This window comes from Saccharothrix carnea (assembly GCF_003014735.1).
GTDB classification, from domain to species: domain Bacteria; phylum Actinomycetota; class Actinomycetes; order Mycobacteriales; family Pseudonocardiaceae; genus Actinosynnema; species Actinosynnema carneum.
Window position 1 is genome coordinate 433,167 of the sequence record NZ_PYAX01000007.1, and the last position, 24,853, is coordinate 458,019.

A 24,853-nucleotide genomic window follows, 5' to 3' on the forward strand; every position below is an offset into this window, starting at 1 on the left:
GCTGTTTCGGTTCAGCGCGTGGTGATGAGCACTCTCGTGGCGCGAACGGGCGTTAACCGGTCCATACTCGCCGGTAACCCGAGAGCTACGAAGGGAAACGCGATGGCGCGCCTGGCCCGGACCGCAGGACTGACCGACGTCCAGGAGGAGATCCTGTCGACGGTTCGCACCTTCGTGGACAAGGAGATCATCCCGCACGCCCAGTCGCTGGAGCACGGTGACACGTACCCGGCCGACATCGTCGAGGGCATGAAGGAGATGGGCCTGTTCGGGCTCACCATCCCGGAGGAGTTCGGCGGGCTCGGCGAGTCGCTGCTCACCTACGCCCTGGTGGTCGAGCAGATCGCCCGTGGCTGGATGTCGGTGTCCGGCGTGATCAACACGCACTTCATCGTGGCGCACATGCTCAAGCAGCACGGCACGCCCGAGCAGCAGCAGAAGTACCTGCCCCGGATGGCGACCGGCGAGGTGCGCGGCTCGTTCTCCATGTCCGAGCCGGAACTGGGCTCCGACGTGGCCGCGATCCGCACGCGGGCCGTGCGCGAGGGCGACGACTTCGTCATCAACGGCCAGAAGATGTGGCTGACCAACGGCGGCACGTCCAACCTCACCGCCGTGCTGGTGAAGACCGACGAGGGCGCGGAGAAGGCGCACCAGAACCTGACCACGTTCCTGGTGGAGAAGCCCGAGGGCTACGGCGAGGTCGTGCCCGGCCTCACCATCCCCGGCAAGATCGACAAGATGGGCTACAAGGGCGTCGACACGACGGAGATGGTGTTCGACGGCTTCCGGATCCCGGCGGAGCAGGTGCTGGGCGGCCACACCGGTCGCGGGTTCCGGCACATGATGGACGGGGTGGAGGTCGGCCGGGTCAACGTGGCGGCGCGGGCGTGCGGCATCGCGCTGCGGTCGTTCGAGCTGGCCATCGAGTACGCGCAGCAGCGCAAGACGTTCGGCAAGCCGATCGTGGAGCACCAGGCCATCGCGTTCAAGCTGGCCGAGATGGCGACCAAGGTCGAGGCCGCGCACCTGATGATGGTGAACGCGGCGCGGCTGAAGGACTCCGGCGCGCGCAACGACGTCGAGGCGGGCATGGCCAAGCTCATCGCGTCGGAGTACTGCGCCGAGGTGACCCAGGAGGCGTTCCGCATCCACGGGGGGTACGGGTACTCCAAGGAGTACGAGATCGAGCGCCTGATGCGCGAGGCGCCGTTCCTGCTCATCGGTGAGGGCACCAGCGAGATCCAGAAGACCATCATCAGCCGGGGTCTCCTGCGCGACTACCAGTCCCGCGGCTGATCCCGCTGGTCAAGATCAAAGATCGGCGGCCACCAGAGCCCGGCCATCGGACCCCAGCCACCAGGCCTGCCCCGGGCGCTGATGGTCAGGTCACGTTTCGCGTCCGTTCGCACTAACCCGTTTCGCGCTGATCGCCCGGTGTTGGCAGGATGGGGTGATCAGCACCGCGAAGAGGTGGTCACCGTGACGAGTTCATTCTCCGGCCAGAACCGACCCGGGGTGCCTCCCCGCCTGCCCACCCCGCCCACCGGCTGGCCCATCGGCTCGTACAGCACCTACGAGGAAGCACAGCGAGCGGTCGACTTCTTGGCCGATGACGACTTCCCCGTCCAAGAGGTCACGATCGTCGGTGTCGACCTGATGCTCGTCGAACGGGTCACCGGTCGCCTCACCTGGGGCCGCGTGCTGGGCACCGGAGCGGCGTCGGGGGCGTGGTTCGGGTTGTTCGTCGGCGTCCTGCTCAGCCTGTTCAACACCAGCCCCGGCGCGAGCCTCGGGCCCATCGTCGCGGGCCTGGTGGTCGGCATCGCGTTCGGCTTGATCTTCGCGGCGGTCGGGTACGGGTCGGCGCGCGGCAAGCGGGACTTCCAGAGCGCCAGCCAGCTGGTCGCGGGCCGCTACGACGTGCTCTGCCAGCCCCGTTCCGCCGAACGTGGCCGTGACCTGCTCGCCAAGCTCGCCATGCGCCCCTCGGACGCGGGTGGGACCGGCCAAGCCTGACGTCGAAGACCGAGGTTTAGCGCGCCACCTGATCGGGTAAGGCCGTTCCGGGCTCCGGTGGTTGCGGCACCTGATCACCGGGCCTACGTTCGTTCCACCGGTCGGCCCAGCCGACCGGTGGGCACGACGAGGTGCCGGGCGCTGTCGGTCTGGCTCCTCCGTTGTCGGGAAGGAGGCAGGACCGATGAGGGGCAAGGGCCATCGGTTGGCCGCCGCAGGGGGCGCCGCGCTGATCGCGACGTCCGTGCTGGCGGGTTGTGGTTCGGGTGACGGCGGGATCACCATCAACGTCTACAAGTACCCGCAGGAGAACTTCCAGAAGATCGTCGACAACTGCAACGCCCAGGCCGACGGCTACGAGATCGTCTACCACAAGCTGCCGCGCGAGGCGGACGGCCAGCGCGAGCAGATGGTCCGCAGGCTCGCCGCCGGGGACGCCGGCATGGACGTGCTGGCGCTCGACGTCACCTGGACCGCCGAACTGGCCAAAGCGGGCTGGATCAAGGAGTTCACCGGCCAGGCCAGGTCCGAGGTCGAGGACGGCACGCTGGAGACGCCGCTGGAGACCGCCCGCTACGAGGGCAAGCTGTACGGCGCGCCGGACAACACCAACGTCCAACTCCTCTGGTACCGCGCGGACCTCGTGCCCACCCCGCCGAAGACGTGGGACGAGATGATCGAGCTGGGCGCGAAGCTCCAAGCGGACGGCAACGACAAGACGCCGGGCCTGGTCGCCGCCCAGGGCAAGCAGTACGAGGGCCTCGTCGTCCTCTACAACACCCTGGTCAGCACCGCGGGCGGGCAGATCGTGGACGACAACGGCACCAAGGCCGTGGTCGACGACGGCGCGGTCAAGGCGCTGGAAGTGCTCAAGAAGTTCGCCACCTCCGACGTGGTCGACCCGTCGTTCTCCAACGCCGCCGAGGACGACGCCCGGCTCGCCATGGAGGGCGGCAAGGCGGCGTTCATGCTGAACTGGCCGTACGTCTACGCCGCCGCGCAGAAGGTCGAGACCATCGCGCCGCACCTCAAGTGGGCACCCTACCCGTCGATCGACGGCGACCCGGCCAAGGTCACCGTCGGCGGCATCAACTACGCGGTCAGCGCCTTCACCGAGCACACCGAGGAGTCGTTCGACGCGGTGCTGTGCCTGCGCAGCGCCGAGCACCAGAAGTTCGCCGCCATCAACGACGGCGTGCCGCCGACCATCGAGTCCGTCTACGACGACCCGGAGATGGCCGAGCCGTACCCGATGAAGGAAGCGATCCTGGAGACGCTGAAGAACGCGAGCGTGCGCCCGCGGACCCCCGCCTACCAGAACGTCTCCACCGTCATCTCCACGATCCTGTCGCCACCGGCGGGCATCGACCCGCGGGGCACCGCCGAACGGTTGCGCACCGAGCTGCAGGACGCGCTCGACTCGAAGGGGGTGCTGCCGTGAGCCACGCTGTGAAGACCGACAACGCCGAACCTGCGCTCCCGCCGAAGGCCAAGGCCGCGCTCAGCGAGGGCAAGAGAGCCGAACGGCGGCTCGGCCTGCTGCTGTGCGCGCCCGCGATCCTCATCATGGCCGCCGTCGCCGGCTGGCCGATCCTGTACTCGCTGTGGCTGTCCCTGCAGCGCTACGACCTGAAGTTCCCCGACCGCACCGAGTTCGTCGGCCTGGAGAACTACGTCACCGTGCTGTCCAACCCGTACTGGTGGAACGCCATGTGGGTCACGGTGCTGATCACCGTGGTGTCCGTGGCGGTCGAACTGGTGCTCGGCATGGCGCTGGCGCTGATCATGCACCGCACGCTGGTCGGCCGCGGCATCGTGCGCACGTCCACGCTCATCCCGTACGGCATCGTGACGGTCGTCGCCGCGTTCTCCTGGCGCTACGCCTGGACACCGCGCACCGGCTACCTGGCCGAGACGATCGCGGGCGGCGACCCGGTGCTCACCGAGAAGATCCCGGCGATCATGGTGGTGACGCTGGCCGAGATCTGGAAGACCACGCCGTTCATGGCGCTGCTGCTGATGGCGGGCCTGGCGCTGGTGCCCGACGACCTGCTCAAGGCCGCCGCGATGGACGGCGCGAGCGCGTGGCAGCGGTTCACCAAGGTGATGGTCCCGGTGATGAAGCCCGCGATCCTGGTGGCGCTGCTGTTCCGCACGCTCGACGCGTTCCGCATCTTCGACAACCTGTTCGTGCTCACGGCGGGCTCGCAGGGCACGTCGTCGGTGTCGATGCTGACCTACAACAACCTGATCAAAGGTCTGAACCTGGGCATCGGCTCCACCATGTCGGTGCTCATCTTCATCGCGGTGGCGATCATCGCTTTCGTGTTCGTGAAGCTGTTCGGCACCGCCGCACCCGGCGGCGACGGCGGGGGGAGGCGCTGATGGCGGGCATCGGCGGGGCCGTGACCACGGGCCGCAAGGCGCGCTGGACCGTGCTCAACATCCTGGTGGTGGCGTACGCGCTGGTACCGGTGCTGTGGATCGTGTCGCTGTCGTTCAAGACCAAGGAGACCTTGGCGGACGGCAACTTCATCCCGCGCGCGTGGACGCTGGACAACTACAAGGCGATCTTCTCCACCACGGAGTTCGTCCGCGCGCTGGTGAACTCGATCGGCATCGCGCTCATCGCCACGGCCGTCGCGGTCGTGTTCGGCACGATGGCCGCCTACGCGATCGCCCGGCTCGACTTCCCCGGCAAGCGGCTGCTGGTCGGGGTGTCGCTGCTGATCGCGATGTTCCCGCAGATCTCGCTGGTCTCGCCGCTGTTCGAGATCGAGCGGACGCTCGGGCTGTTCGACACCTGGCCCGGCCTGATCCTGCCCTACATCACGTTCGCGCTGCCGCTGGCGATCTACACGCTGTCGGCGTTCTTCCGCGAGATCCCGTGGGAGCTGGAGAAGGCGGCGAAGATGGACGGCGCGACGCCCGGTCAGGCGTTCCGCCGGGTCATCGCGCCGCTGGCCGCGCCCGGCGTGTTCACCACCGCGATCCTGGTGTTCATCTTCTGCTGGAACGACTTCCTGTTCGCGATCTCGCTGACCTCCACCGAGGCGTCCCGCACGGTGCCGGTCGCGCTGTCGTTCTTCACCGGCAGCTCGCAGTTCGAGGACCCGACCGGGTCGATCGCCGCCGCCGCGGTGGTGATCACCATCCCGATCGTCCTGTTCGTGTTGTTCTTCCAGCGTCGGATCGTCGCCGGGTTGACCTCCGGCGCCGTCAAGGGGTGAAGCAATGGCCGAGATCGTTCTGGACAGCGTGACCAAGCAGTACCCCGACGGCGCGGTGGCCGTGCGGGACGTGGACATCGAGATCGCCGATGGCGAGTTCATCATCCTGGTCGGCCCCTCTGGCTGCGGGAAGTCCACGACCCTCAACATGATCGCGGGCCTGGAGGACATCACGTCCGGCGAGCTGCGCATCGGCGGCGAACGGGTCAACGAGCGCGCGCCCAAGGACCGTGACATCGCCATGGTGTTCCAGTCCTACGCGCTGTACCCGCACATGACGGTGAAGGAGAACATGGCCTTCCCGCTGCGACTGGCCAAAGTGGACGACACCACGGTGGAGAAGAAGGTCCGCGACGCCGCCGAGATCCTGGACCTGACCCAGCACCTGGACCGCAAGCCGTCCAACCTGTCCGGTGGGCAGCGGCAGCGGGTCGCGATGGGGCGGGCGATCGTGCGCAGCCCCAAGGCGTTCCTGATGGACGAGCCGCTGTCGAACCTCGACGCCAAGCTGCGCGTGCAGATGCGCACGTCGGTGTCGCGGCTGCAGAAGCGGCTCGGCACCACCACCGTGTACGTCACGCACGACCAGACCGAGGCGATGACCCTCGGCGACCGGGTCGTGGTGATGCGAGGCGGCGCGGTGCAGCAGGTCGGGGCGCCGCAGTTCCTCTACGACAACCCGGCGAACCTGTTCGTGGCCGGGTTCATCGGCTCGCCCGCGATGAACTTCGTGCCCGCCGCGCTGGAGGACAACGTGCTGCGCTCGGCGCTCGGCGACGTGCCGCTCACCGACCGGGTGCGCGGGCTGCTGGAAGGCGCCGACGCGCCCCGCGAGGTGATCATGGGCCTGCGGCCGGAGCACTTCGAGGACGCGCGGCTGGTGGACGAGGCCGTGCGCGCGAAGGGCGTCACGTTCACCAACCAGGTGGACGTGCTGGAGTCGATGGGCTCGGACAAGTTCGCCTATTTCAGCCTCCAGGGTGAACAGGCGACGTCGGCGGAGCTGGCCGAGCTCGCCGCCGACGCGGGCTCGGCCGACGTGCCCGGCGGTGGCGTGTCGCTGGTCGCCCGGATCGCCGCGACGTCCACCGCCGTCGCGGGCGAACCCGCCGACATCTGGTTCGACGCGGACAAGGTGCAGCTGTTCGACCCGGGCAACGGCCGCAACCTCACCTACCGCGGCTGACCCGTCCGCGCCCGAAGGCCGCCCCCGCTGTCCACCGGGGGCGGCCTTTCACACTTTCGGGTAAGGCCAACCGGGGTGTTTGCCGAGGTCACTGCGAGTTACTGACCAGCCGAGGGCATCAGCAGGGACGAACTCCATAGGCCATTCAGCGCAGCAAACCCACACCTCGTCGCAATTGTCGCGCCCGGACCGCCGCCGATCTCCACGCTGGGCGCAGGCGGAAACGACTCCGGCCGGAAAGGGCCGGGGCAGGGGAGTCCGCCGAGCACAGAGAAGAGCGCGAGATGGGGATTCTTGACGGCAAAGCAGTCGTGATCACCGGGGCGGGACGAGGTTTGGGTGAGGCCTACGCGATGCACGCCGCGCAGGCCGGTGCGGCGGTCGTGGTCAACGACATCGACGCTGAGCAGGCCGAACAGGTCGCCGAGCACATCCGGGCGTACGGCGGGCGCGCGGTGGCGAGCACGGCGACGGTGGCCGATCCCAGCGAGGCCGAGAAGATCGTGGGAATGTGCCTGGCCGAGTTCGGCCGGGTCGACGGCCTGGTCAACAACGCCGGGCTGAACTACGAGGCACTGCCGTGGGAGGACGAGCCGGAATCCATCCGGCGGATCATCGAGGTCAACCTCCTGGGTGTCATATACACGGGAATGGCCGCGATGCGCGTGATGCGCGAGCAGGGCCACGGTTCGATCGTGAACATTTCGTCAGGGGCGTTTCTCGGCCAGCGCAAACTCGCGACCTACTCGGCCACCAAAGGCGCGGTGGCCTCGCTCAGCTCGTCGTGGGCCCTGGACCTCGAAGGGGACAACATCCGGGTCAACGCCGTCTGCCCGGTCGCGCACACCCGGATGGTGTGGAAGTCGGAGCGGTCCCTGAGGGCCATCCCGGCCGACCGCACCCCCGGCAAGGTCGCGCCGCTCGTGCTGTTCCTGCTCAGCGACGCGGCGCACGGCATCACCGGCCAGATCGTCCGGTGCAACGGAAGGCAGCTGCACCTGGTCGGCCACCCGTACTTCAAGCAGCCGATCCTGGAGAGCGACACGTGGGACACCGCGTCGGTGAAGCGCGCGTTCGACGGCGTCCTGCAAGCCCACCTGGAACCGTTCGGCCTGGAGAAGCGCATGCCGCCACGCCTGCGTGAACTGGTCGAACCCGGCCGCACGGCGTGAGACGAGCGGGGAAGTGCCGACTGCGCTTCCCCGCTCGTGGACCGAGTTCACCTGGTTGCCGCGACCTGAATCGCGTTCCCGCCGCTGGTCACACCTTCGGGTGATCGCCTGATAGGTGGGTTGGCCTGCGACGATGCTGGACATGGGCACGCGCACTCCCCGGGTCACGGACTGGCGGCTGGTGGTGCAGTCGCGGCTGGACCGCGTGCGTGCCGACCTGGCCGCGCTCGGGCCGCCGGATCCGCTCGACCAGGAGAGCCGGCAGTGGCGCGCGGTGGTGGAGCAGGAGGCCGCCGTGGTCGAGGACATGATCACGCGCACCGAGTCGCGGTGGCGGACGGTGGCGTCGTGGTGGTCCGGGTGGCACATCGAGCGGGCCTGGCGGTCGCTGCACGAGGCCGAGATCGCGGTCGTGGCGGCGGGCAGCGGGTTCCTCGGGCGGCTGCCGGGGTTGAAGGCCCGGGTCGCCGAGAACCTGCACGAGGACGACCCGCGGCGCGTCGCGCTGGAGGAGCTGCGGCCCGGTGAGTTCCCGCTGGCCGTGGAACGGGAGGTCGTGGTCGACGCGCTGCGGGCCGCGTTCGACGCGTCCGACTTCGCCCACGCCGGGTCGCGGGCGCTGCGCAACAAGCTCATCGCCACCTCCGTGGTGCTGTTCGTGATCAACACCGTCCTGGGTGTCATCGGCCTGGTCGAGACCGGCCTCATCCCGATGTGCGTCAGCGCGGAGAAGCTGCCCACGGTGTGCCCGTCCGGCAAGGCGGCGACCGGCGCGGACGTGTGGCTGATCCAGGTGTTCGGCGCGTTCGGCGCGGTGCTCTCGGCCGTCGTGCTGCTCCTGCGGCGACGGCCCAGCCTCTCGCCGTACGTGATGGTCGGCTACCAGGCGCTGATCAAGGTCCTGCTCGGCGCGGCGCTCGCGGTGGTCGGCATCCTGGCGCTGGGCGCGGGCGTGACGACCGGCCTCATCGGCGTGGCGTCGCAGGCCGCCCTGCTGCTCTGGGCGGTCATCCTCGGCTACGGCCAGCAGGTCGCCACCCGCCTGCTCGACAGCTACACGGACCGGGTGATGGACCAGGCCCGCCCGCTGCCGCGGCTCGAAGGCCAGCGCTAACGGCGTGACCGCAGGGTCGAGATCACGTCCGGGTCCCACCGGTGCGTGCGGATCAGCCGGTACCGCTCGGCCGCCACCCACACGTAAGCCTCGGTCTCCGTGCGGTCACCGACCAGGTCCGCCTGCCGCAGCATCCCCACCACCGGCTGGTACTCCTCGGCGTACCAGCGCCGGGCGACCGTGACGCGGTCCAGGAGCCCGCCCTCGTCCTGCATCAGCCGGAACCCCCACGCCTCCACGTGCTCGCCCAGCTCGGCGTACTCCCACGGGTCCGACAGCAGCACCGCCGCCCGCGCCTCACCGCCCAACGGCACCCGCTCCAGGAACAGCCGCCGGTAGTCCTTCACGATCAGGTCGCCGCGGTGCCGGATGCCGTGCGCCGCGATCCGCGTCACGACCTCCGTCACGTACGCGTCGATCACCTCCAGCCCCAACGCGTGCGCCACCGACACCCGGTGGTGCCCGTCGTGGACGAAGTGCAGGTCACCGACCCGGTACACCTCGATCGGCGGCACCGGCTCGCCCCGCCGCTGGGCCAGCGCCAGCCGTTGCCACCGCTCGCGCACCCGCGCCGACGTGGGCCGGAACCGGCGGTCGAAGTCCCTGGTCCGGTCCACGCTGCCGACGATCGACTCCAGCCGGATCGTGCGCAGCCCCAGCCGCCGCTCGCTGAGCATCCCCAGCGACTCCACCACCTCGTGGAACGGCAGCATGATGTTCACGTCGTCGGGCTCGCGGCGCAGCCACGCGGCCAACCGCGACAGCACCTGCCGTCGCCGGGCGCGCAGGAAGTCGTTCTCCGCGTCGGCCCGCGGAAAACCGGTGTCACGGGGCACGGGCACTCCTCCTCAGGTCGTTCCGGACGGGATGTCCAACACCTGGTACCCCACCACGTTCACCACCCGCGTCCCGTCGAGCGCGCGGTCGGGTTTGACCTGGCCGTGCGGGTGGATGTGCCCGTGCAGCATGACCGGGGGCCTCAGCCGCCGCACGGCCTCGTGCAGGCACGCGAACCCGCGGTGCGGCGGGTCCGGCTCGTCACCGCAGCCCAGCGGCGGCGAGTGGGTGAGCAGCACGTCGACCCCTCGCCCGTCACGCCACCGCCGCCACCGGGCCGCCCGCAGCACCCGCCGCAGCCGCCGTGCCTGCTGCCGCTCGGTCCACTGGTTCGGCCCGCCGCTGTACCGGACGGACCCGCCCAGCCCGGCGATCCGCAGCCCGGCCACGTCCACCACCCGTTCGTCGGCGTTCACGCCGCCCGCCGGACCGGGCCACCGCGCCGGCAGGCCCGCCTTCGTCCACAGGCCCCGCACGTTGGCGTACCCGGTCAGGTCGACGTCGTGGTTGCCAGGCACGAACACGCACGGCCGGTCCAGCGCGCCCGCCAGGAACTCCAGGTAGTCGAACGGCAGGTCACCGGCCGCGACGACCAGGTCGACGTCGTGGCGGCGCACCTGTTCGGTCCACAACGACTCGACCACCTCGTCGGCCACCGCGAGCACCCTCGGCATCCACCGAGCCTAAGCGCTGCCGCAGACGGCGACACATCGCTGGTGAAAGGGTGAACAACGCGTTCCTCCCCCTGCCGCACAAGGGAAATCGGGTTAACGTCACAGGGTGCTCGCCGAGCTGTTCCTCGACGCGTCCCGCGGCTGCGGAGTCCACAGCCCGCTCACCCGCACCCTGCTGGTGGCGGCGGCGGACGACCTGGCCCGCGGTGGTATCACCGCGCGGGTGATGGCGGGCGCCGAGTGCGACCGGCACGGCACCGTGCCCGGCCTGCGGTTCGCGGGCGCGCTGCACCGGTTGGTGCTGGAGGGCCGGGCGCCCACGCTGGCCAAGCACTACCCCACAGTCGGCGGCAAACCCGACCTGGACACCCTCTGGGACGACGCGCTGACCGTGCTGCACGAGCACACCGACGAGCTGCACGTCCTGGTCACGTCCACCGTCGTGCAGACCAACGAGCCCGGCCGCAGCGCGCCCCTGTTCGGCGGCCTGCAGACCGCGACCCACCTGGCCGCCGACGAGGCGGGCCGCCGCGCCACGTTCCCGATCCGGCTGCTGGAGGTCGGCGCGTCCGGCGGGCTGAACCTGCGCCCGCACCGCATCGCCTACCGGGTCGACGGCGTCACCTACGGCGACCCGGGCAGCCCGTTCGCCCTCGACCCGGGGTGGACCGGCAGGCCGCCGGTCGACCCGGGCCACAACCTGCGCCTGGTCCGCCGGGCCGGCTGCGACCTCAACCCGGTGGACGTGTCCACAGAGGACGGGCGGCTGCACCTGTCGTCGTTCGTCTGGGCCGACCAGGTCGACCGCTTCGACCGGCTCCAGACCGCCGTGGAGCTGGCCAGGCTCGACCCCGTCCCGGTGCGGCGGGCGACCGGCCCGGAGTGGCTGGCCGAGCAGCTCGCCCGCCCGGAACGCGACGTGCTGACCGTCGTCTGGCACTCGGTCGTCTGGCAGTACGTGTCACCGGCCGACCGCGCCATGGGCCGCGCGATCCTGGCCGACGCCGCCGCCCGCGCCACCCCGATGGCGCCGCTGGCGCTGCTGGTCTACGAGCCCAGGCGCACGCACACCGCGGGCCGGTACGAGTTCCAGCTGCTGCTCAAGCTGTGGCCGGCCGGCATCTCGCTGCGCCTGGGCACGGGTGTGGGGCACGGCATCCCCTTCACCTGGGACACCGCACCCTGGAACTGAGTCAGCCGCCGTTCGCGATCAGCAGGGTCACCGTGGTGAGCCAGCCGATCAGGAACGTGAGCACCCAGAACCGCGGGTTGGTGAAGATCCTGGTCATGTCGGAACATCCCGTCGCTGGAAGAAGGGCAGGTGAGCGGACTCAGAGCCATTGGTTCCGGCGGAATATTCGGTACAGCGTCAGGCACACCACGAGGATCACCGCGATCACCATGGGGTAGCCGTAGCGCCAGCGCAGTTCCGGCATGTAGTCGAAGTTCATGCCGTACACGCCGACCACCATGGTCGGCACGGAGATGATCGCCACCCACGCGGCGAGCTTGCGCATGTCCGAGTTCTGCTGCAGCGTGATCTTCGCCAGCACGGCGTTGACCAGCGTGGTCAGCAACTCGTCGAAGTTGATGACGCGCTCGGACACCTCGGTGAGGTGGTCGTCCACGTCGCGGAAGTACGAGCGCACCTGCTCGGGGATCAGCGGCGTGTAGCCCTCCGCCAACCGCCGCAGCGGCACGGCCAGCGGCATCACCGCCCGGCGCAGCTCCAGCACCTCGCGCTTCATCAGGTAGATCTGGTCGGCGCTGACCCGGCTGCGCGGCTGGAAGACCAGCGCCTCCATCTGGTCGATGTCGTCCTCGATGTGGTCGGTCACGTCGAGGTAGTTGTCGACCACGTGGTCGGCGATCGCGTACAGCACCGCGGCCGGGCCGGAACTCAGCCGCTCGGGCTCCGCCTCCAGCTCGCGGCGCACCGCCGCCAGCCCCGAGTGGTTGCCGTGCCGGACCGTCACCACGAACTCGCGGCCCAGGAACACCATGATCTCGCCGCTCTCGACGATCTCGTTGGCCGTGTCCGGTGACGCGTTCTGGATGTACCGGACCGTCTTGAGCACCATGAACAGCATGTTGTCGTAGCGCTCGAGCTTGGGCCGCTGGTGCGCGTGCACCGCGTCCTCGACGGCCAGCTCGTGCAGCCCGAACGTCTCCGCGACGCCCTGGATCTGCTCCTCGTCCGGTTCGTGCAGCCCGATCCAGACGAAGCCCTCGCCGCGCCGGCGCACCTCTTCGACCGCGTCGGTGTGCGACCAGCGGCCGGGCAGGCGGGTGCCGTCGACGTAGACGCCGCAGTCCACCACGTAGTGCGACAGCGGCACGGGGATGGGCACGGCGGGGCGTTCCGGCGCGCGGCCTCTCCGACCGCCGAGCGAGGGCAAGCTGGGCACGAGGGTCCTCCAGTGGGGGCGTCGACTCGACGAACGACGACGGCACGTCCCCGACCGGTACCGCTGGGCCTAGCTGTGGAAAGCCGGCTCCCCGATGAGGACGCGCGAGGTACTCGCAGGATGGGGGTCGTTACTCATCGGTAGTCCTCACCTCCTCGGGTCGCTTGGTCCCGGCGGTGTAGTCGCTCACAGACCAGTTGCCGAGGGTACTCCCCCGGTGCTCACACTGTCGTCCCGGTCGGAGTGGTCTTCCATCACACCGACTTCACACAGAGCCGGCCAACGGAGGCGTGCGGTGCAGTTCGGGCGTTATTACGAGGAGTTCGAGGTCGGCGCGGTCTACAAGCACTGGCCCGGGAAGACGGTCACCGAGTACGACGACCACCTGTTCTGCCTGCTCACCATGAACCACCACCCGCTGCACATGGACGCGCACTACGCGGCGGAGACCACCGACTTCGGCAAGAACGTGGTCGTCGGCAACTACGTCTACTCGCTGCTGCTGGGCATGTCGGTGCCGGACGTGTCGGGCAAGGCCATCGCGAACCTGGAGGTGGAGTCGCTCAAGCACGTGAAGCCCACGTTCCACGGTGACACCATCTACGGTGAGACCGAGGTGCTGGACAAGACGCCGTCGAAGTCCAAGGACGACCGCGGCGTGGTCTACGTCGAGACGCGCGGGTACAAACAGGATGGAACGGTCGTCTGCGTGTTCCGCCGGAAGGTCATGGTGCCCAAGCGCTCCTACGGCGAGGCGCGCGGCGGCGAGCAGCCGGGCAGGCCCGAACCCAAGGAGTGACGTGACCTCGCTGGATCTGGTGCGGCAACGACTGGCCCGGTTCGCCCGCAGCGAGGCGCACGGCGTCTCGCCGCTCTACGAGCACCTGGCCGCGCACGCCGCCGACGATCCGGAGGTCGCCGGCCTGCTGACCGCCGCCCCGGAGCGGTTCGCGCACGCGACCCTGCTCCTGGCGGCGGCGCACCGGCTGGTGCAGGCCGAGCCGTTCCACGAGCTGTCCAACTACTACCCGTCGCTCGGCGGCACGTACGGCGCGGACGAGAGCACGTGGCGGCTGTTCCGGGAGTTCGTGCTGGAGCGGGCCGACCGGATGCGCGAGCTGATCGGCAACCGGACCGTGCAGACCAACGAGGTGCGGCGGGCGACCCTGCTGTACCCGGCGCTGGCGAAGGTCAAGGGACCGGTCGGGCTGCTGGAGGTCGGCTGCTCGGCCGGTCTGCTGCTCGGGCTGGACCAGTACGGCTACCGGTACCAGACCCAGCAGGCCGGGCAGCTGGTCGCGGGGCCCGCCAAGGCGGCGCTCGGGCTGCACTGCGCGCTGGAGCTGGCGCCCGGCGCGGAGCTGCCGAAGATCCCCAAAACGGTGAAGATCGCGGCCAAGGTCGGCCTGGACCGGGCACCCGCCGACCTGACCGACGAGGACACCTACGCGTGGCTCGAAGCGTGCGTCTGGGCCGACCAGCCGGAGCGGCTGCGGCTGTTCGGCGTGGCCGCGACCGTGCAGCGCAAGTCGCCGCCGGAGTTCGTGGTCGGCGACGCGGTGGCCGACCTCGGCAAGGCCGCCGCCCGCGTGCCCGAGGACCTGCCGCTGGTGGTCCTGACCAGCAACGTCCTGCCGTACCTGGCGGGGGAGGAGTTCGTCGCCGCGCTGCGCGACCTCGGTCGTCCGGTGTGGTGGCTGAGCCACGAGGGCTACCCGGCGGGCCTGGTCCACGTGCTGCCGGAGCGGGACGACCTGCGGCCCGCGGCGGACGAGGCGGCGTTCGGCGTGGTGGGCCTGGTCCGGTTCGAGGGCGGCGAGGTGCGGTCGGCGCAGGCGTTGGCGAAGACGGCGCCGCACGGCCAGCGGTTGGTGTGGCTCCCCTGATCGGGGGATGACGATCACGACCGGGGGAGTTGGCCCCAGGCCGCGAGGGTGTCGTGGAGCATCTCGGTCAGTGGGAGTGTGGCCAAGATCGCAGCATCGGCCCACCGCGCGTCCGAAGCGTCGTCGCCCGGTCTGAGGACGCCGGATCGCACCTGGCAGGCGTAGTCGTGGATCTCGTAGAGACCGCGTGGCGCCGGTCGGGTGACCGTGCCGATCAAGGCGCCGACGGTCACGGAGAGTCCCGTTTCTTCGCGAAGTTCCCGCATAAGTGCGGTTTCGTCCGACTCGTCGGGTTCGACTCGGCCACCCGGTAACGACCACAGTCCCTCACCTGGCGGATTGGCCCTTCTCACGAGTAGCAGTCGCCCGTCCGGGTTGTGCGCGATGCCGCCGACACAGCGGATCCGGAGCTCACGTTCGGCCGTCACGATCACCAAGCGTAGTCACACCGGGTTGGCGGTGCAGCACGCTGACCCAAGTGCGGTACAAATCTCCCGACGTGTCGCGGAGTGCGGTACAACGGTTTTCACTGGCGCCATACGGGTGCGGTAGCGAACGGGGTTGATCACCGTGAATCTGAAGAAGATTCTCACTTTCGCCGGGGTCGGCTTGGTCCTGTTCTTCCTCATCGCGGAGCCACAGCAGGCGGCTCAGCTGGTGCAGAACATCCTGGGCACGCTGCGGGATGCCGCTGAGGCGCTCATCACCTTCGTGAAACAATTGTTCTGAGTCGACCGGCTCCTCCCCCCACGGCGAGAGGTCGAAGCATGTTCGCACCACGGGACCCCGACGAGTACCTGCTCCCCACGGAGCGTCGGGTCATCCGGGTCCGCAGGCACTGGAGCAGTCTGCTCTGGGATCTCGTCGAGGCGGGCGCACTGCTGGCCGGCGCGATGATGATCTCGTACCTGCTGCCCGACAACGCGGGCATCATCCAGAACATCCTCTGGTACGCCTCGCTGTTCGTGCTGCTCAGGCTGGCCTACTTCGTCATGGAGTGGTGGGTGGAGCGCATCGTCGTCACCGACAAGAGGTTCATGATCTCCTCGGGGGTCTTCGAGACCAAGGTCGCCATGATGCCGATCAGCAAGGTCACCGACCTCACCTACGAGCGTTCGGTGCTCGGGCGCATGTTCGGCTTCGGCACCCTGGTCGTGGAGTCGGCGGGTCAGATCCAGGCCCTCAACCGGATCGAGTACCTGCCCAACCCCGAGGAGGTCTACGACGCCATCTCGGAGTTGACCTTCGGTGACAAGAAGGCGCAGGCCGAGCGCTTCTCGATGATCAAGGCGCAGCGGGCGGCGCGCGGCAAGAAGATGGTGCCGTAGTTCAGACTGGGTGGGTGCGCATCGACCTGCACACCCACTCGACCGAGTCCGACGGCACCGACACGCCCGCGGAGTTGGTGGCGGCCGCGGCCGCCACCGGCTTGACCGCGGTCGCGCTCACCGACCACGACACCGCAGCAGGCTGGGCGGAGGCGGCCAACGCGCTGCCACCCGGCTTGAAGCTGGTGCGCGGCGCCGAGCTGTCCTGTGCCTCCGACGACGGCCGGGGCCGGGTCATCACCGTCCACCTGCTCGCCTACCTGTACGACCACACCTCGCCCGCGCTGGTCGAGGAGCAGCTGCGGCTGCGCCTGGAACGACGGCACCGACTGCGCCGGATGGCCGAGCGGATGGTCGCCGACGGGTTCCCCATCGACCCCGACGAGCTGATGGCGGCCATGCCTGCCGACGCGCCCGCCGGGCGTCCCCACCTCGCCATGGCGCTGATCCGGGCGGGTGTCGTGGCCACCGTGGACGAGGCGTTCGCCCGCTACCTGACCGGCGGCCGGTACTACGTGCCGCGCACCGACACGCCCGTGGCGCGGGCGATCGAGATGATCACCGAGGCGGGCGGGGTGACGGTGCTGGCGCACCCCTTCGCGACCTCGCGCGGGCCGATCGTGACCGACCAGGTGGTGGCCGACCTGGCCGCGTTGGGCCTGGCCGGCGTCGAGGTCGACCACCCCGACCACGACCAGGGGACGCGGGCGCGGCTGCGCGGCCTCGCGGGGGAGCTCGGCCTGCTGACCACCGGTTCCAGCGACTACCACGGCACGAACAAGACCGTGCGGCTCGGCGCGGAGACGACGTCGCCGGAGGTGCTGGACGCCTTGGCCGATCGGGCAACCGGGTGCAAGATCCTCGTCGGGTGAAGGACTGTCGTACCGGATGGGTAGCTTGAACCCGTGCAGGAGCAGCTTGGGTTCGACTTCGGCGCGATGCCGAAGAAGCTGGTGCGGGTGACGCCGGCGAAGCTCGCCACGTGGGCCGACTGCCCGCGTCGCTTTCGCATGGCCTACCTCGACCGGCCGTCGCCGCCGCGCGGTGGGGCGTGGGCGCACAACACCCTGGGCGCGGTCGTGCACAACGCGCTGAAGGCGTTGTTCGACCTGCCCGCCGAGCGCCGCACCCCCGAGCAGGCGGTGGCGCTGCTGCACCGGCAGTGGAAGAACGACGGCTTCCGGGACGCCGAGCAGGCCGCCGTGTACCGGGACCGGGCGGTCGGGTGGGTCCGCGACTACGTCAGCGAGCTGGACACCTCGATCGAACCGGTCGGCATCGAGCGCTGGGTGTCCACGCCCACGTCCAAGATCGTCGCCGAGGGCCGGGTCGACCGGATCGACCTGCGCGACGGCGAACTGGTGATCGTGGACTACAAGACCGGGCGGCACGCGCTCACCGTGGACGACGCGCGCGGCTCGCAGGCGTTGGCCCTGTACGCGCTGGCGGCGCGGCGCACGTTGCGCAAGCCGTGCCACCGGGTGGAGCTGCACCACCTGCCCACGGGCACGGTGTCGGTGTGGGAGCACACCGAGGAGAGCCTGGGCCGGCACGTGTCGCGGGCCGAGGAGGCGGCGGACGAGCTGCGGCTGGCCACCGACACGCTGGAAGCGGGCGGCGACCCGGAGATCCTGTTCCCGCCGCGCACCGGCAACCAGTGCACGTGGTGCGACTTCCGCCGGTCGTGCCCCGAAGGTCAGCGGGCGGCGCCGTCCCTCGATCCGTGGGCGTTGCTCGCGCCGTAGAGTTGGCCGCGTGACGATGGTGGACAGCGGACCCGAACCACGCCTGGCGAGGCTGTGGCGCGGCGTCAGCGGCGCGCTCGCCGTCGGCTTGGTGCTGCTGGCGCTGGCGATGATCGGCGTGCAGGTCTACGCGGGCACCCGCGACCTGCCCGGACCGGGGTTCGACGTGGTGGTCGGCCACGTCGTCGCGGCCGCGGCCGCCGTGGTGGCCCAGGTCGTCGCGGACCGCCGCCGGGGCTGGGTGGTGGCGTTGTGCGGCCTGGCGGTCGTGCTGCTGGTGGCGTCGACGCTGTGGTTCTTCTGGTGGGCCTGAGGCGCGTCGGCCGGACGGGTCCGGCCGACGCGTGCCGGGCTAGGCCTTGTGGATGATCCAGCGCTGGTCGAACCGGCCGGGGTTGCACGACGTCAGGATCAGTTCCTTGTACGTGCCGTTGTGCGTGACGCAGTCATCGGTGCCCCGCAGCTCGAACAGCCACGAGTAGTAGCCGTCGTAGGAAGTGCCGTCCCACCGCTGGCTGTCGGAGCCGTCGCAGGGCCGGCCGGCCAGCTTGCCGCCGACCGAGGTGGCGCACCACCCGTTGTACTGCACGTTCCTGATCGTGCCGTCGTCGGAGATGTACCACTTCTGGTTGTCCCCGTCGTGCCTGGGGTGGGGGATGATCGGGTATTCCGGGTCCCAGGCCCAGTTGGTCTGGTCCCACACGTCGTTCGGCACGGCGACGCTCTCGAGCACCCACCGGTCCGGCTCCGGGGCGGCGTTGGAGATCGGCGCGACGAGCAGCGCCGAGGCGGCCGCGACGATGGCCGTGAGGATTCGTGCGAGTGTCATTCCCATGGTCCTTCCGGTGTCCGTCTTGTTCGGGTGCACCGTTAAGTAGAAGCGCCGGAAGGTGCCCGCGACCAGCGGAAACACCGATGGTGGCGGTAAACGACCCGGTCCGGTTCGGCCGTGCGTCGCGCCCGTCACGCACACGGCGCGGGAGACACTCCACCGTGCGCGGTGCGGTCGTTCCGGGGGGTGACCGGGAAGGCGGGTCGCTGCGGGCGTTGTCAGGAGAGCCAGGCGCGCCACGTCGGCAGGAGCGTGGCCAGCAGGGCGTCCGGGGCCTCGGTGTTCGGGTTGTGCATCACGCCCGACAGCACGGCGAAGTCGGCGTCCAGGCGTTCGGCCATGTCGCGCTGGCTCGCCGCCGACCAGGCGTCGTCGAACTCGCCGCACACCACCAGGCACGGGATGCCCGTCGTGCGCAGGACGCGGGCCAGCTTGGCGACCAGGTCCGGCTCGGTGCGCAACGCCTCGCCCATGCCCAGCAGCCCGACCGGCGACGACCGCACGAACCGCTCGCGGTAGAAGTCCTTCAGGTCCTGGGGGATCACCCGCCAGCGCGGGTTGAGCGCCTGGCGGGTCTCGTTGACCTGCTGCGACGCCTCGACGCCCTGCTCGCGCAGCACGATCTCGCCGTAGTCCAGGGCGGTGCGGCGCTCGCCCGGCGGCAGCTCGGACGGGCCGGACGCCATGAGCGTCAACCCGGCCACCGGCGCACCGGCCAGCACCGCGCCGCGGGCCACCAGGCCACCGAACGAGTGGCCGAGCAGCAGCACGCGCCTGCCCTCGGCGGCCAGTTTCGCGACCAGTTCGGCCACCGCCGAGCCCAGCACCTCGGGCCGGTAGTCGGATTCGACCAGCGGGCCCGGCGACTCGTACTGGCCGGGCAGGTCGATCGCCACGACTTCAACCCCGGCGTCGGCGATCGGGTCGACCAGCGGCGCGAAGTCCTCTTTGGACCCCGTGTAACCGGGGACGAGCAGCGCGGTGGCGCCCAGGTCGCGGCCCGCGGCGGGGGCGTGCAGGGCCGCGATCGGGCCGTGCCTGCCGGGCAGGTCCACGCGTTGCGCCCGGTGCGGGCTGAACTGCGAGTGCACGTCTGGCAGTCTGCCGCACCGGCCGCGCGGGTGCGTGGCGCGTTACCGCAGTGCGACGAGCGTGCCGCCGCGCTGCTCCAGCACGACGGGACCCTCGGTGGCCATCTCGACCGGGCCGGTGTGGTCGCCGCGGTCGACCGGGATCGCCGCGACTTCCTGGCCGGAGACCTGGTCGAGCACCTTCAGCCCGTCCTCGACCGGCAGCAGCAGCCGACCGGCGAGCGTGGTGCCCGCGCCGAGGGTGTCGTTCGCGGTCCACAGCGGGTTCAGGTCGGCCAGTGACAGCGCCACCGTCTTCGACCCGGTGAACCAGTAGGTGTTCGCGGTGCTGGTGAACGTCGACGCCACCCGTCCGGGCGGGTCGCCCGCGAGCTCGTCGGCGGTGACGTCGACCTGGTGGTCGGCGACCGCGGCGCCGGTCTCGGAGTCGAACACCACGATCCGGCCCGGCACGGCCAGCGCGACCCGGTTGGCGGTGACGGCGATGACGCGGGCGCCGTTCTCGCCGGTCACCGTGCTGCTGATGACCTGCGGCTCGTCGGACTTCTCGGGGTTGGGCTTGAGGATCGTGAGGCGGTCGGACGGGTCGAGGGCGGGGCAGCGCTCGATCATCGCGATCTTGCCGGCGGTGACCGCGAACGAGTGGTAGGTGCAGCCGGTGCGCGGCTGCTTGTTCGGGTTCACGATGGCGCGCAGGGCGCCGTACTCGAGCGAGCGGACCAGGTCGTCGCGGCGGTAGACCTCGACGTACGTGCCGCCGGTGGTGAGGACGTGCGAGCCCTCGTTGAGCAGTCGGGTGCCGAACTCGGCGTCGCCGTTGCGCTGCGGGCCGCGCTTGCCGGAGGCGTTCTCAAGGGTGGTGACCTCGGAGCAGTTGGTGTCCTTGCGGTGCACCGCGAAGATGCGGCCCCAGGCCGTGGAGACGGTGCACAGGGGCAGGTCGCGGGCGTAGCGCCAGCGGACGTCGCCGGTGAACGCGTCCCGGCCGACGACCTCACCGCCGTCGCCGGTGACGACGACCGAGTCGAGGTTCACCGGAACGGGGGTCGCCCCGCTGGGGGCGCGCCAGATCTCGGAGAGCGTTGGCGGCATCGCGGTGACGGGTTGCAACGGGGTGACCTCGGACGGACCCGTCTGGCTGATCGTGTTGCGGGCGTCGCTGGTCAGCCACAGCACCAGGCTGGCGACGAGCACCGCGACCACGACCAGCGCCACGCCGATGAAGTCGCCCTTCGTGCGCCACGACCTCGCCGGCAGCGGCTCGAATGGCTCGACTGCGTCGTCGTCCCGCGGCTCGCCCTGGGCTTCGCCGGCCTCCGCCAGGACGTCTTCCTCGTCCAGCACGACCTGCCCGTTCGACTCCGCCTGCTCCGGCTGGCCCACTGCCCGGCTCCCGATGGTCGGTGATCTATCGCGTTCGGTCTGGCGACATGCTGCCACCACCGGGAAGAGGTCGGTGTGAGGCGGCAGCAGGTTCCGTTCACAGCGGCGTCCCGCAACCCCGAGCCGAGACCCTTTCGCGCCGTGTCGGCCGGCGGCTCGACGCTCAAACGTAGCGCGCTCAACAGCCGAGCCAACCGGTCCAGTCCACCCGATCCGCCCCGGCTGATCCAACCCCGGCCCGGCCGACCTTGCCCGCTTGATCGAACCGGCCCGCTCCGGCCTGGCCGACCCGATCTCGCGATTCGATCCCGCGGCCCGATCCCGCGGCCCGATCCAGCTCGCCCCGATCCGGCGCGCCCATCCGACCTGCCTGTCGAGCCCGCCCGCTCCAGCCCGCCAGCCTGGCCGATTCGTCCCGCTTGCTCATCCCGCCCGATCCGGGCTGGCCGAGCCGGCGACCCGCCTGGCTGGCCGACCCGGCGACCCGGCGACCCCCGCCGGCCCGTCTCGACCCGGTCCGTCGCTGCGGCGCGGGTCGCTGCGGCGCGTCACGTTGGGCGCGGCTTGGGCCGTTCCGTGGCGCGCCATGGGGCGGGCGGTGTGGTCGGTCCTTGCCGTCCATGCCGGGCCGCGTTCCGTGGATGGCGGCCCTGGCGTGGGCGGGCTGGGGGCTGGTGTTCGGTCCGGTGGTCTGGCGGCCCGGTCGCCTGGAGGGTTTCCGGGGTGCCGGGGTGGTTCGGCGGCTCCTCGATTCTAACCGAGGTGCGGTAACAGTGTTTCCGTACATTTTCGGGTCATGTTCACCCGATTGGGTTTGGGCGGGCCGGGCAGCGCTGGTGCAGAGGCGCTGCCCACCGCGATTGTTCCCTAGTCGGCCGGGGTGGAGTCCGGGGTTTCGCTGCCGCCCGTGCGGCGGCGCCGGCGGCGGCGGGGGCGTTCGCCCTCGGCTGACGCGGCCGTCGACTCCTTGGCCGGTGCGCCCGCGGTGACCTCGGAGGATCCCTCGGTCGTCGTGCCGTTCTCGCCCGCGCTGACGCCGGCGCGGCTGCGGCGGCGGCGACGTGGGCGCGTGCCGCCCTCCTCGCCGGGGCCGGAGTTCGAGCCGGAACCCGAGCCGGCGGTGCCGGTGCCGGGTTCGGTCGGCTGGGCGCTGTCGGCACCCGCGCGGCCGCTGCGGCGGCGTTTGCGGGTCTTCTTCTCGCCCTTGAGGTTCTCCTCCGGCTCGGCGCCCAGGCCCGCGCGGGTGCGCAGGCCCAGCGGCAGCCGGCCGGTCGAGCCCGCCGGGATGTCCAACTCGGCGAACAGGTGGTCGGACGTCGAGTACGTCTCCACCGGCTCCGGCTTGCCCAGGTCGAGCGTGTCGCTGATCAGCTTCCACCGGGGCATCTCGTCCCAGTCCACCAGCGTGACCGCGACACCCGTGCGACCCGCCCGACCCGTGCGGCCGATGCGGTGCACGTAGGTCTTCTCGTCCTCCGGGCACTGGTAGTTGATCACGTGCGTGACGCCCTCGACGTCGATGCCGCGGGCGGCCACGTCGGTCGCCACCAGCACGTCGATCTTGCCCGAGCGGAACGCCCGCAGGGCCTGCTCACGCGCACCCTGGCCGAGGTCGCCGTGCACGGCCGCCGCGGCGAAACCGCGTTCGACCAGGTCGTCCGCCACCTTCTGGGCGGTGCGCTTGGTCCGGGTGAAGACCATCGACAGGCCGCGCTCACGGGCCTGCAACGCCCGCGCCAGCAGCTCCGACTTGTCCAGCGCGTGCGCCCGGTAGACGAACTGCTCGGTGCGCTCGTGGATCGCGCCCGCGTCGTTCTCCTCGGCACGCACGTGCGTGGGTTGGTTGAGGAACGTGCGCGCCAGCGTGATGATCGGCCCCGGCATGGTCGCCGAGAACAGCATGGTCTGCCGCTCGTCGGGCACCATCCGCAGGATCCGCTCGATGTCGGGCAGGAACCCGAGGTCGAGCATCTCGTCGGCCTCGTCCAGCACGAGCCCGCGCACCTTGCCGAGCACCAGGTGGCGCTGCTCGGCCAGGTCGAGCAACCGGCCCGGCGTGCCGACGACCACGTCGACGCCCTTGCGCAGCGCCGCGATCTGCGGCTCGTACGGCCGGCCGCCGTAGATGGCCAGCACGCGCACGTTGAGGTGCTTCGCCGCGTCGGTCAGGTCGTGGGTGACCTGCAGGCACAGCTCGCGCGTCGGCACGACGACGAGCGCCTGCGGCGTGCCGTCACCCGGCGTCACGATGCGCTGGAGCAGCGGGATGCCGAAGCCCAGCGTCTTGCCGGTGCCCGTGCGGGCCTGGCCGATGACGTCGTCGCCGGCCAGCGCCAGCGGCAGGGTCAGCTCCTGGATGGCGAACGTGCGGTGGATGCCCGCCTCGGCCAGGGAGCGCACGATCTCCTCGCGCACCCCCAGCTCGCCGAACGTGGGCGAATCGGGTTTGACCGGGGCGTCGGCGACGAGCGGGTGCGAGGTGTCGTCTTCCGGGACACCCGCCTCGCTGTGCTCCAAGGCCACCGGGTCGATGTGGGTCTCTTCGTTCGTCGCGGTCAGGGTGATCGCCTCTCTCGTACCAGCGCGCCACGGCCTGTACGGGCCGCTCGACCGCGTCACCGCCACTCGGGCCACCGCAAGGGGCCGGGCGGGTCGCGGGAGGGCCAGCGAGGTGTGTGCGCGCACCCTCTCCTGGCGGCACGGTGCCGCCGCAGTTCAGCCTTCGGCACCGCTAGCGAGCCCCCACTGGGCCGCGCCGCGCCGGGCGTCGTCTGTCGAGTCTACCCGGCGACTAGGCCGATCGGGCTGGTTCGCGGCCTCGAGTGCGGTTTCGCGTGCCTGGGGTGTTGTCAACGACACCCGGCTAGGCTCCGTGGCATGAGCGACCCGGGAGTGGATGCGGCGGTGGGTCAGTCGGTGGCGGTGGGTGACGGAGACCAGGTGGCAGAGGGTGTGGTGGACCTGCTCGGCGCCCTCGCGTACGGCGAGCTGTCGGCGTTCGACCGGCTCGCCGAGGACGCCCGGACCGCGCCCACGCTGGCCGGGCGCGCCGCGTTGTCGCGGATGGCGGCGGCCGAGATCGGCCACTACGGGCTGCTGGAGCGCTACCTGGCCGAGCGCGGCCACTCGCTCGAGGAAGCCATGCGGCCGTTCGCCGCGGGTTTCGACGGGTTCCACGCCTCCACGGCGCCGCGCAGCTGGCTGGAGTCGCTGGTGAAGGCCTACGTCGGCGACGCCCTGGCGGCCGACTTCTACCGCGAGGTCGCGGAGTGGCTGGACGAGCCGACCAAGCAGCTGGTGCTCGCGGTGCTGGCCGACACGGGCCACTCGGCGTTCGCCGAGCGCGAAGTCCGGGCCGCCTGCGACGACGACCCGACGCTGCGAGACCGGCTCACGTTGTGGGGTCGCCGACTGCTCGGCGAGGCATTGACGCAGGCCCAGTACGTGGTGGCGGAGCGGGACGGGCTCGCGGAGCTGATCGTGCGCGGCTCGGGCGACCTGGCGGGCATCGCGGCGCTGTTCCGGCGGCTCCAGCAGAGCCACACGCGGCGCATGACGGCGCTCGGGCTCGGCTAGGGTTGGTGTTCGAAAGCCATCAACGCCGCACGGAGGTCAGCGTGGAGGTCAGGGTCGGGATCGCGGACAGCCCGCGGGAGCTCGTGGTGTCCAGCGGGCTCACCCCCGAGGAGGTCGAGGCGCAGGTCGCGGACGCGCTGAAGGCCGGCACCGGGCAGCTCGTGCTGGTCGACCAGAAGGGCGCCCGCTACTTGGTGCCGGCGTCGCGCATCGCGTACGTGGAGATCGGTCCGAGCGACTCGCGCCGCGTCGGGTTCGTCTCCGGCGACTGAGCGGCGGAGGGCCGAGAACCGCGCGGTCGACGGGATCGACCGTCCGCGCGGCGCACCGGCCGAACGAGCGTTCTCCGGGCCACCGGACACCAGAAGGGGC

The 24,853-nt window shown here is 70.7% G+C and carries 26 protein-coding genes; 18 read left to right on the forward strand and 8 right to left on the reverse strand.

Annotation, left to right across the window (positions count from 1 at the left end; genetic code table 11):
• Positions 1-102 precede the first annotated feature (102 nt).
• The 8 genes from B0I31_RS23110 to B0I31_RS23145 all read left to right on the forward strand — a co-directional run bounded on the left by B0I31_RS23110 (position 103) and on the right by B0I31_RS23145 (position 8,721).
• Positions 103-1,299, forward strand: coding sequence for an acyl-CoA dehydrogenase family protein (locus B0I31_RS23110; RefSeq protein WP_106617428.1), 1,197 nt, complete (start codon positions 103-105; stop codon positions 1,297-1,299).
• 183 nt (positions 1,300-1,482) lie between these two features.
• A complete protein-coding gene (locus B0I31_RS23115; protein WP_106617570.1) occupies positions 1,483-2,019 on the forward strand; it encodes a YflT domain-containing protein in 537 nt (178 codons plus the stop codon).
• Positions 2,020-2,203: 184 nt separating this feature from the next.
• Entirely contained in the window at positions 2,204-3,460 is a 1,257-nt protein-coding gene (locus B0I31_RS23120; protein ID WP_106617429.1) for an ABC transporter substrate-binding protein, read from the forward strand.
• Positions 3,457-4,404, forward strand: a complete 948-nt coding sequence (locus B0I31_RS23125) for a carbohydrate ABC transporter permease (protein WP_106617430.1) — start codon at positions 3,457-3,459, stop codon at positions 4,402-4,404. Before B0I31_RS23120 ends, B0I31_RS23125 begins: the two co-directional genes overlap by 4 nt.
• Entirely contained in the window at positions 4,404-5,249 is an 846-nt protein-coding gene (locus B0I31_RS23130) for a carbohydrate ABC transporter permease (RefSeq protein ID WP_106617431.1), read from the forward strand. Before B0I31_RS23125 ends, B0I31_RS23130 begins: the two co-directional genes overlap by 1 nt.
• A 4-nt stretch (positions 5,250-5,253) precedes the next feature.
• Positions 5,254-6,435, forward strand: coding sequence for an ABC transporter ATP-binding protein (locus tag B0I31_RS23135; RefSeq protein ID WP_106617432.1), 1,182 nt, complete (start codon positions 5,254-5,256; stop codon positions 6,433-6,435).
• A 284-nt stretch (positions 6,436-6,719) separates the two neighbouring features.
• Positions 6,720-7,607, forward strand: a complete 888-nt coding sequence (locus B0I31_RS23140; RefSeq protein ID WP_106617433.1) for an SDR family NAD(P)-dependent oxidoreductase — start codon at positions 6,720-6,722, stop codon at positions 7,605-7,607.
• A gap of 142 nt (positions 7,608-7,749) precedes the next feature.
• Entirely contained in the window at positions 7,750-8,721 is a 972-nt protein-coding gene (locus tag B0I31_RS23145) for a hypothetical protein (protein WP_106617434.1), read from the forward strand.
• Here the strand turns inward: B0I31_RS23145 and B0I31_RS23150 are convergent.
• Both B0I31_RS23150 and B0I31_RS23155 read right to left on the reverse strand, forming a co-directional pair.
• Positions 8,718-9,563 (reverse strand): chromosome partitioning protein ParB, encoded by an 846-nt coding sequence (locus B0I31_RS23150; RefSeq protein ID WP_106617435.1) that lies wholly within the window; start codon positions 9,561-9,563, stop codon positions 8,718-8,720. The genes B0I31_RS23145 and B0I31_RS23150 overlap by 4 nt on opposite strands.
• A gap of 6 nt (positions 9,564-9,569) precedes the next feature.
• Positions 9,570-10,232, reverse strand: coding sequence for a metallophosphoesterase family protein (locus B0I31_RS23155; protein WP_106617436.1), 663 nt, complete (start codon positions 10,230-10,232; stop codon positions 9,570-9,572).
• Between the two features lie 106 nt (positions 10,233-10,338).
• On the opposite strand from B0I31_RS23155, the gene B0I31_RS23160 reads away from it, so the two are divergent.
• Positions 10,339-11,424 (forward strand): DUF2332 domain-containing protein, encoded by a 1,086-nt coding sequence (locus B0I31_RS23160; RefSeq protein ID WP_106617437.1) that lies wholly within the window; start codon positions 10,339-10,341, stop codon positions 11,422-11,424.
• Between the two features lie 139 nt (positions 11,425-11,563).
• Here the strand turns inward: B0I31_RS23160 and corA are convergent, their stop codons facing one another.
• The gene (gene corA / locus B0I31_RS23165; RefSeq protein WP_106617438.1) at positions 11,564-12,640 is read right to left on the reverse strand and encodes a magnesium/cobalt transporter CorA; all 1,077 of its coding nucleotides are present in this window, start codon (positions 12,638-12,640) and stop codon (positions 11,564-11,566) included.
• Positions 12,641-12,935: 295 nt separating this feature from the next.
• Between corA and B0I31_RS23170 the strand changes: the two genes are divergently transcribed.
• On the forward strand, positions 12,936-13,439 hold the full coding sequence (locus tag B0I31_RS23170; protein WP_053716239.1) for a MaoC family dehydratase: 504 nt from the start codon (positions 12,936-12,938) through the stop codon (positions 13,437-13,439).
• 1 nt (position 13,440) lies between these two features.
• Positions 13,441-14,526: a DUF2332 domain-containing protein gene (locus tag B0I31_RS23175; RefSeq protein WP_245950265.1), complete on the forward strand. Its 1,086-nt coding sequence runs from the start codon at positions 13,441-13,443 to the stop codon at positions 14,524-14,526.
• Positions 14,527-14,540: 14 nt separating this feature from the next.
• On the opposite strand, the gene B0I31_RS23180 is transcribed toward B0I31_RS23175, so the two are convergent.
• Complete coding sequence (locus tag B0I31_RS23180) at positions 14,541-14,954, reverse strand: NUDIX hydrolase (protein WP_106617571.1); 414 nt, start codon at positions 14,952-14,954, stop codon at positions 14,541-14,543.
• Between the two features lie 142 nt (positions 14,955-15,096).
• Here B0I31_RS23180 and B0I31_RS40765 point away from each other — a divergent pair, with 142 nt between their 5' ends.
• The 5 genes from B0I31_RS40765 to B0I31_RS23200 are packed head-to-tail and all read left to right on the forward strand — an operon-like array spanning position 15,097 to position 17,912.
• Entirely contained in the window at positions 15,097-15,255 is a 159-nt protein-coding gene (locus tag B0I31_RS40765) for a hypothetical protein (RefSeq protein ID WP_181320285.1), read from the forward strand.
• Positions 15,256-15,293: 38 nt separating this feature from the next.
• A complete protein-coding gene (locus B0I31_RS23185) occupies positions 15,294-15,854 on the forward strand; it encodes a PH domain-containing protein (RefSeq protein ID WP_106617440.1) in 561 nt (186 codons plus the stop codon).
• 14 nt (positions 15,855-15,868) lie between these two features.
• Entirely contained in the window at positions 15,869-16,726 is an 858-nt protein-coding gene (locus B0I31_RS23190) for a PHP domain-containing protein (protein WP_106617441.1), read from the forward strand.
• A 33-nt stretch (positions 16,727-16,759) separates the two neighbouring features.
• The gene (locus B0I31_RS23195; RefSeq protein ID WP_106617442.1) at positions 16,760-17,599 is read left to right on the forward strand and encodes a RecB family exonuclease; all 840 of its coding nucleotides are present in this window, start codon (positions 16,760-16,762) and stop codon (positions 17,597-17,599) included.
• 10 nt (positions 17,600-17,609) lie between these two features.
• Positions 17,610-17,912 (forward strand): hypothetical protein, encoded by a 303-nt coding sequence (locus tag B0I31_RS23200; protein WP_181320286.1) that lies wholly within the window; start codon positions 17,610-17,612, stop codon positions 17,910-17,912.
• A gap of 39 nt (positions 17,913-17,951) precedes the next feature.
• Here B0I31_RS23200 and B0I31_RS23205 read toward each other — a convergent pair whose 3' ends face one another.
• The 4 genes from B0I31_RS23205 to B0I31_RS23220 form a co-directional block, all read right to left on the reverse strand.
• Positions 17,952-18,428 carry a ricin-type beta-trefoil lectin domain protein gene (locus B0I31_RS23205; protein ID WP_181320287.1) on the reverse strand — a complete coding sequence of 159 codons (477 nt, stop codon included), beginning with the start codon at positions 18,426-18,428 and terminating at the stop codon, positions 17,952-17,954.
• A 221-nt stretch (positions 18,429-18,649) separates the two neighbouring features.
• Positions 18,650-19,522, reverse strand: a complete 873-nt coding sequence (locus tag B0I31_RS23210; RefSeq protein ID WP_106617445.1) for an alpha/beta fold hydrolase — start codon at positions 19,520-19,522, stop codon at positions 18,650-18,652.
• Positions 19,523-19,564: 42 nt separating this feature from the next.
• A complete protein-coding gene (locus B0I31_RS23215) occupies positions 19,565-20,905 on the reverse strand; it encodes an Rv3212 family protein (protein WP_106617446.1) in 1,341 nt (446 codons plus the stop codon).
• Between the two features lie 867 nt (positions 20,906-21,772).
• A complete protein-coding gene (locus B0I31_RS23220) occupies positions 21,773-23,428 on the reverse strand; it encodes a DEAD/DEAH box helicase (RefSeq protein ID WP_181320288.1) in 1,656 nt (551 codons plus the stop codon).
• A gap of 354 nt (positions 23,429-23,782) precedes the next feature.
• Here B0I31_RS23220 and B0I31_RS23225 point away from each other — a divergent pair, with 354 nt between their 5' ends.
• Both B0I31_RS23225 and B0I31_RS23230 read left to right on the forward strand, forming a co-directional pair.
• Complete coding sequence (locus tag B0I31_RS23225; protein ID WP_106617447.1) at positions 23,783-24,481, forward strand: ferritin-like fold-containing protein; 699 nt, start codon at positions 23,783-23,785, stop codon at positions 24,479-24,481.
• Between the two features lie 41 nt (positions 24,482-24,522).
• Entirely contained in the window at positions 24,523-24,753 is a 231-nt protein-coding gene (locus B0I31_RS23230) for a DUF3107 domain-containing protein (RefSeq protein WP_106617448.1), read from the forward strand.
• Positions 24,754-24,853: the final 100 nt, after the last annotated feature.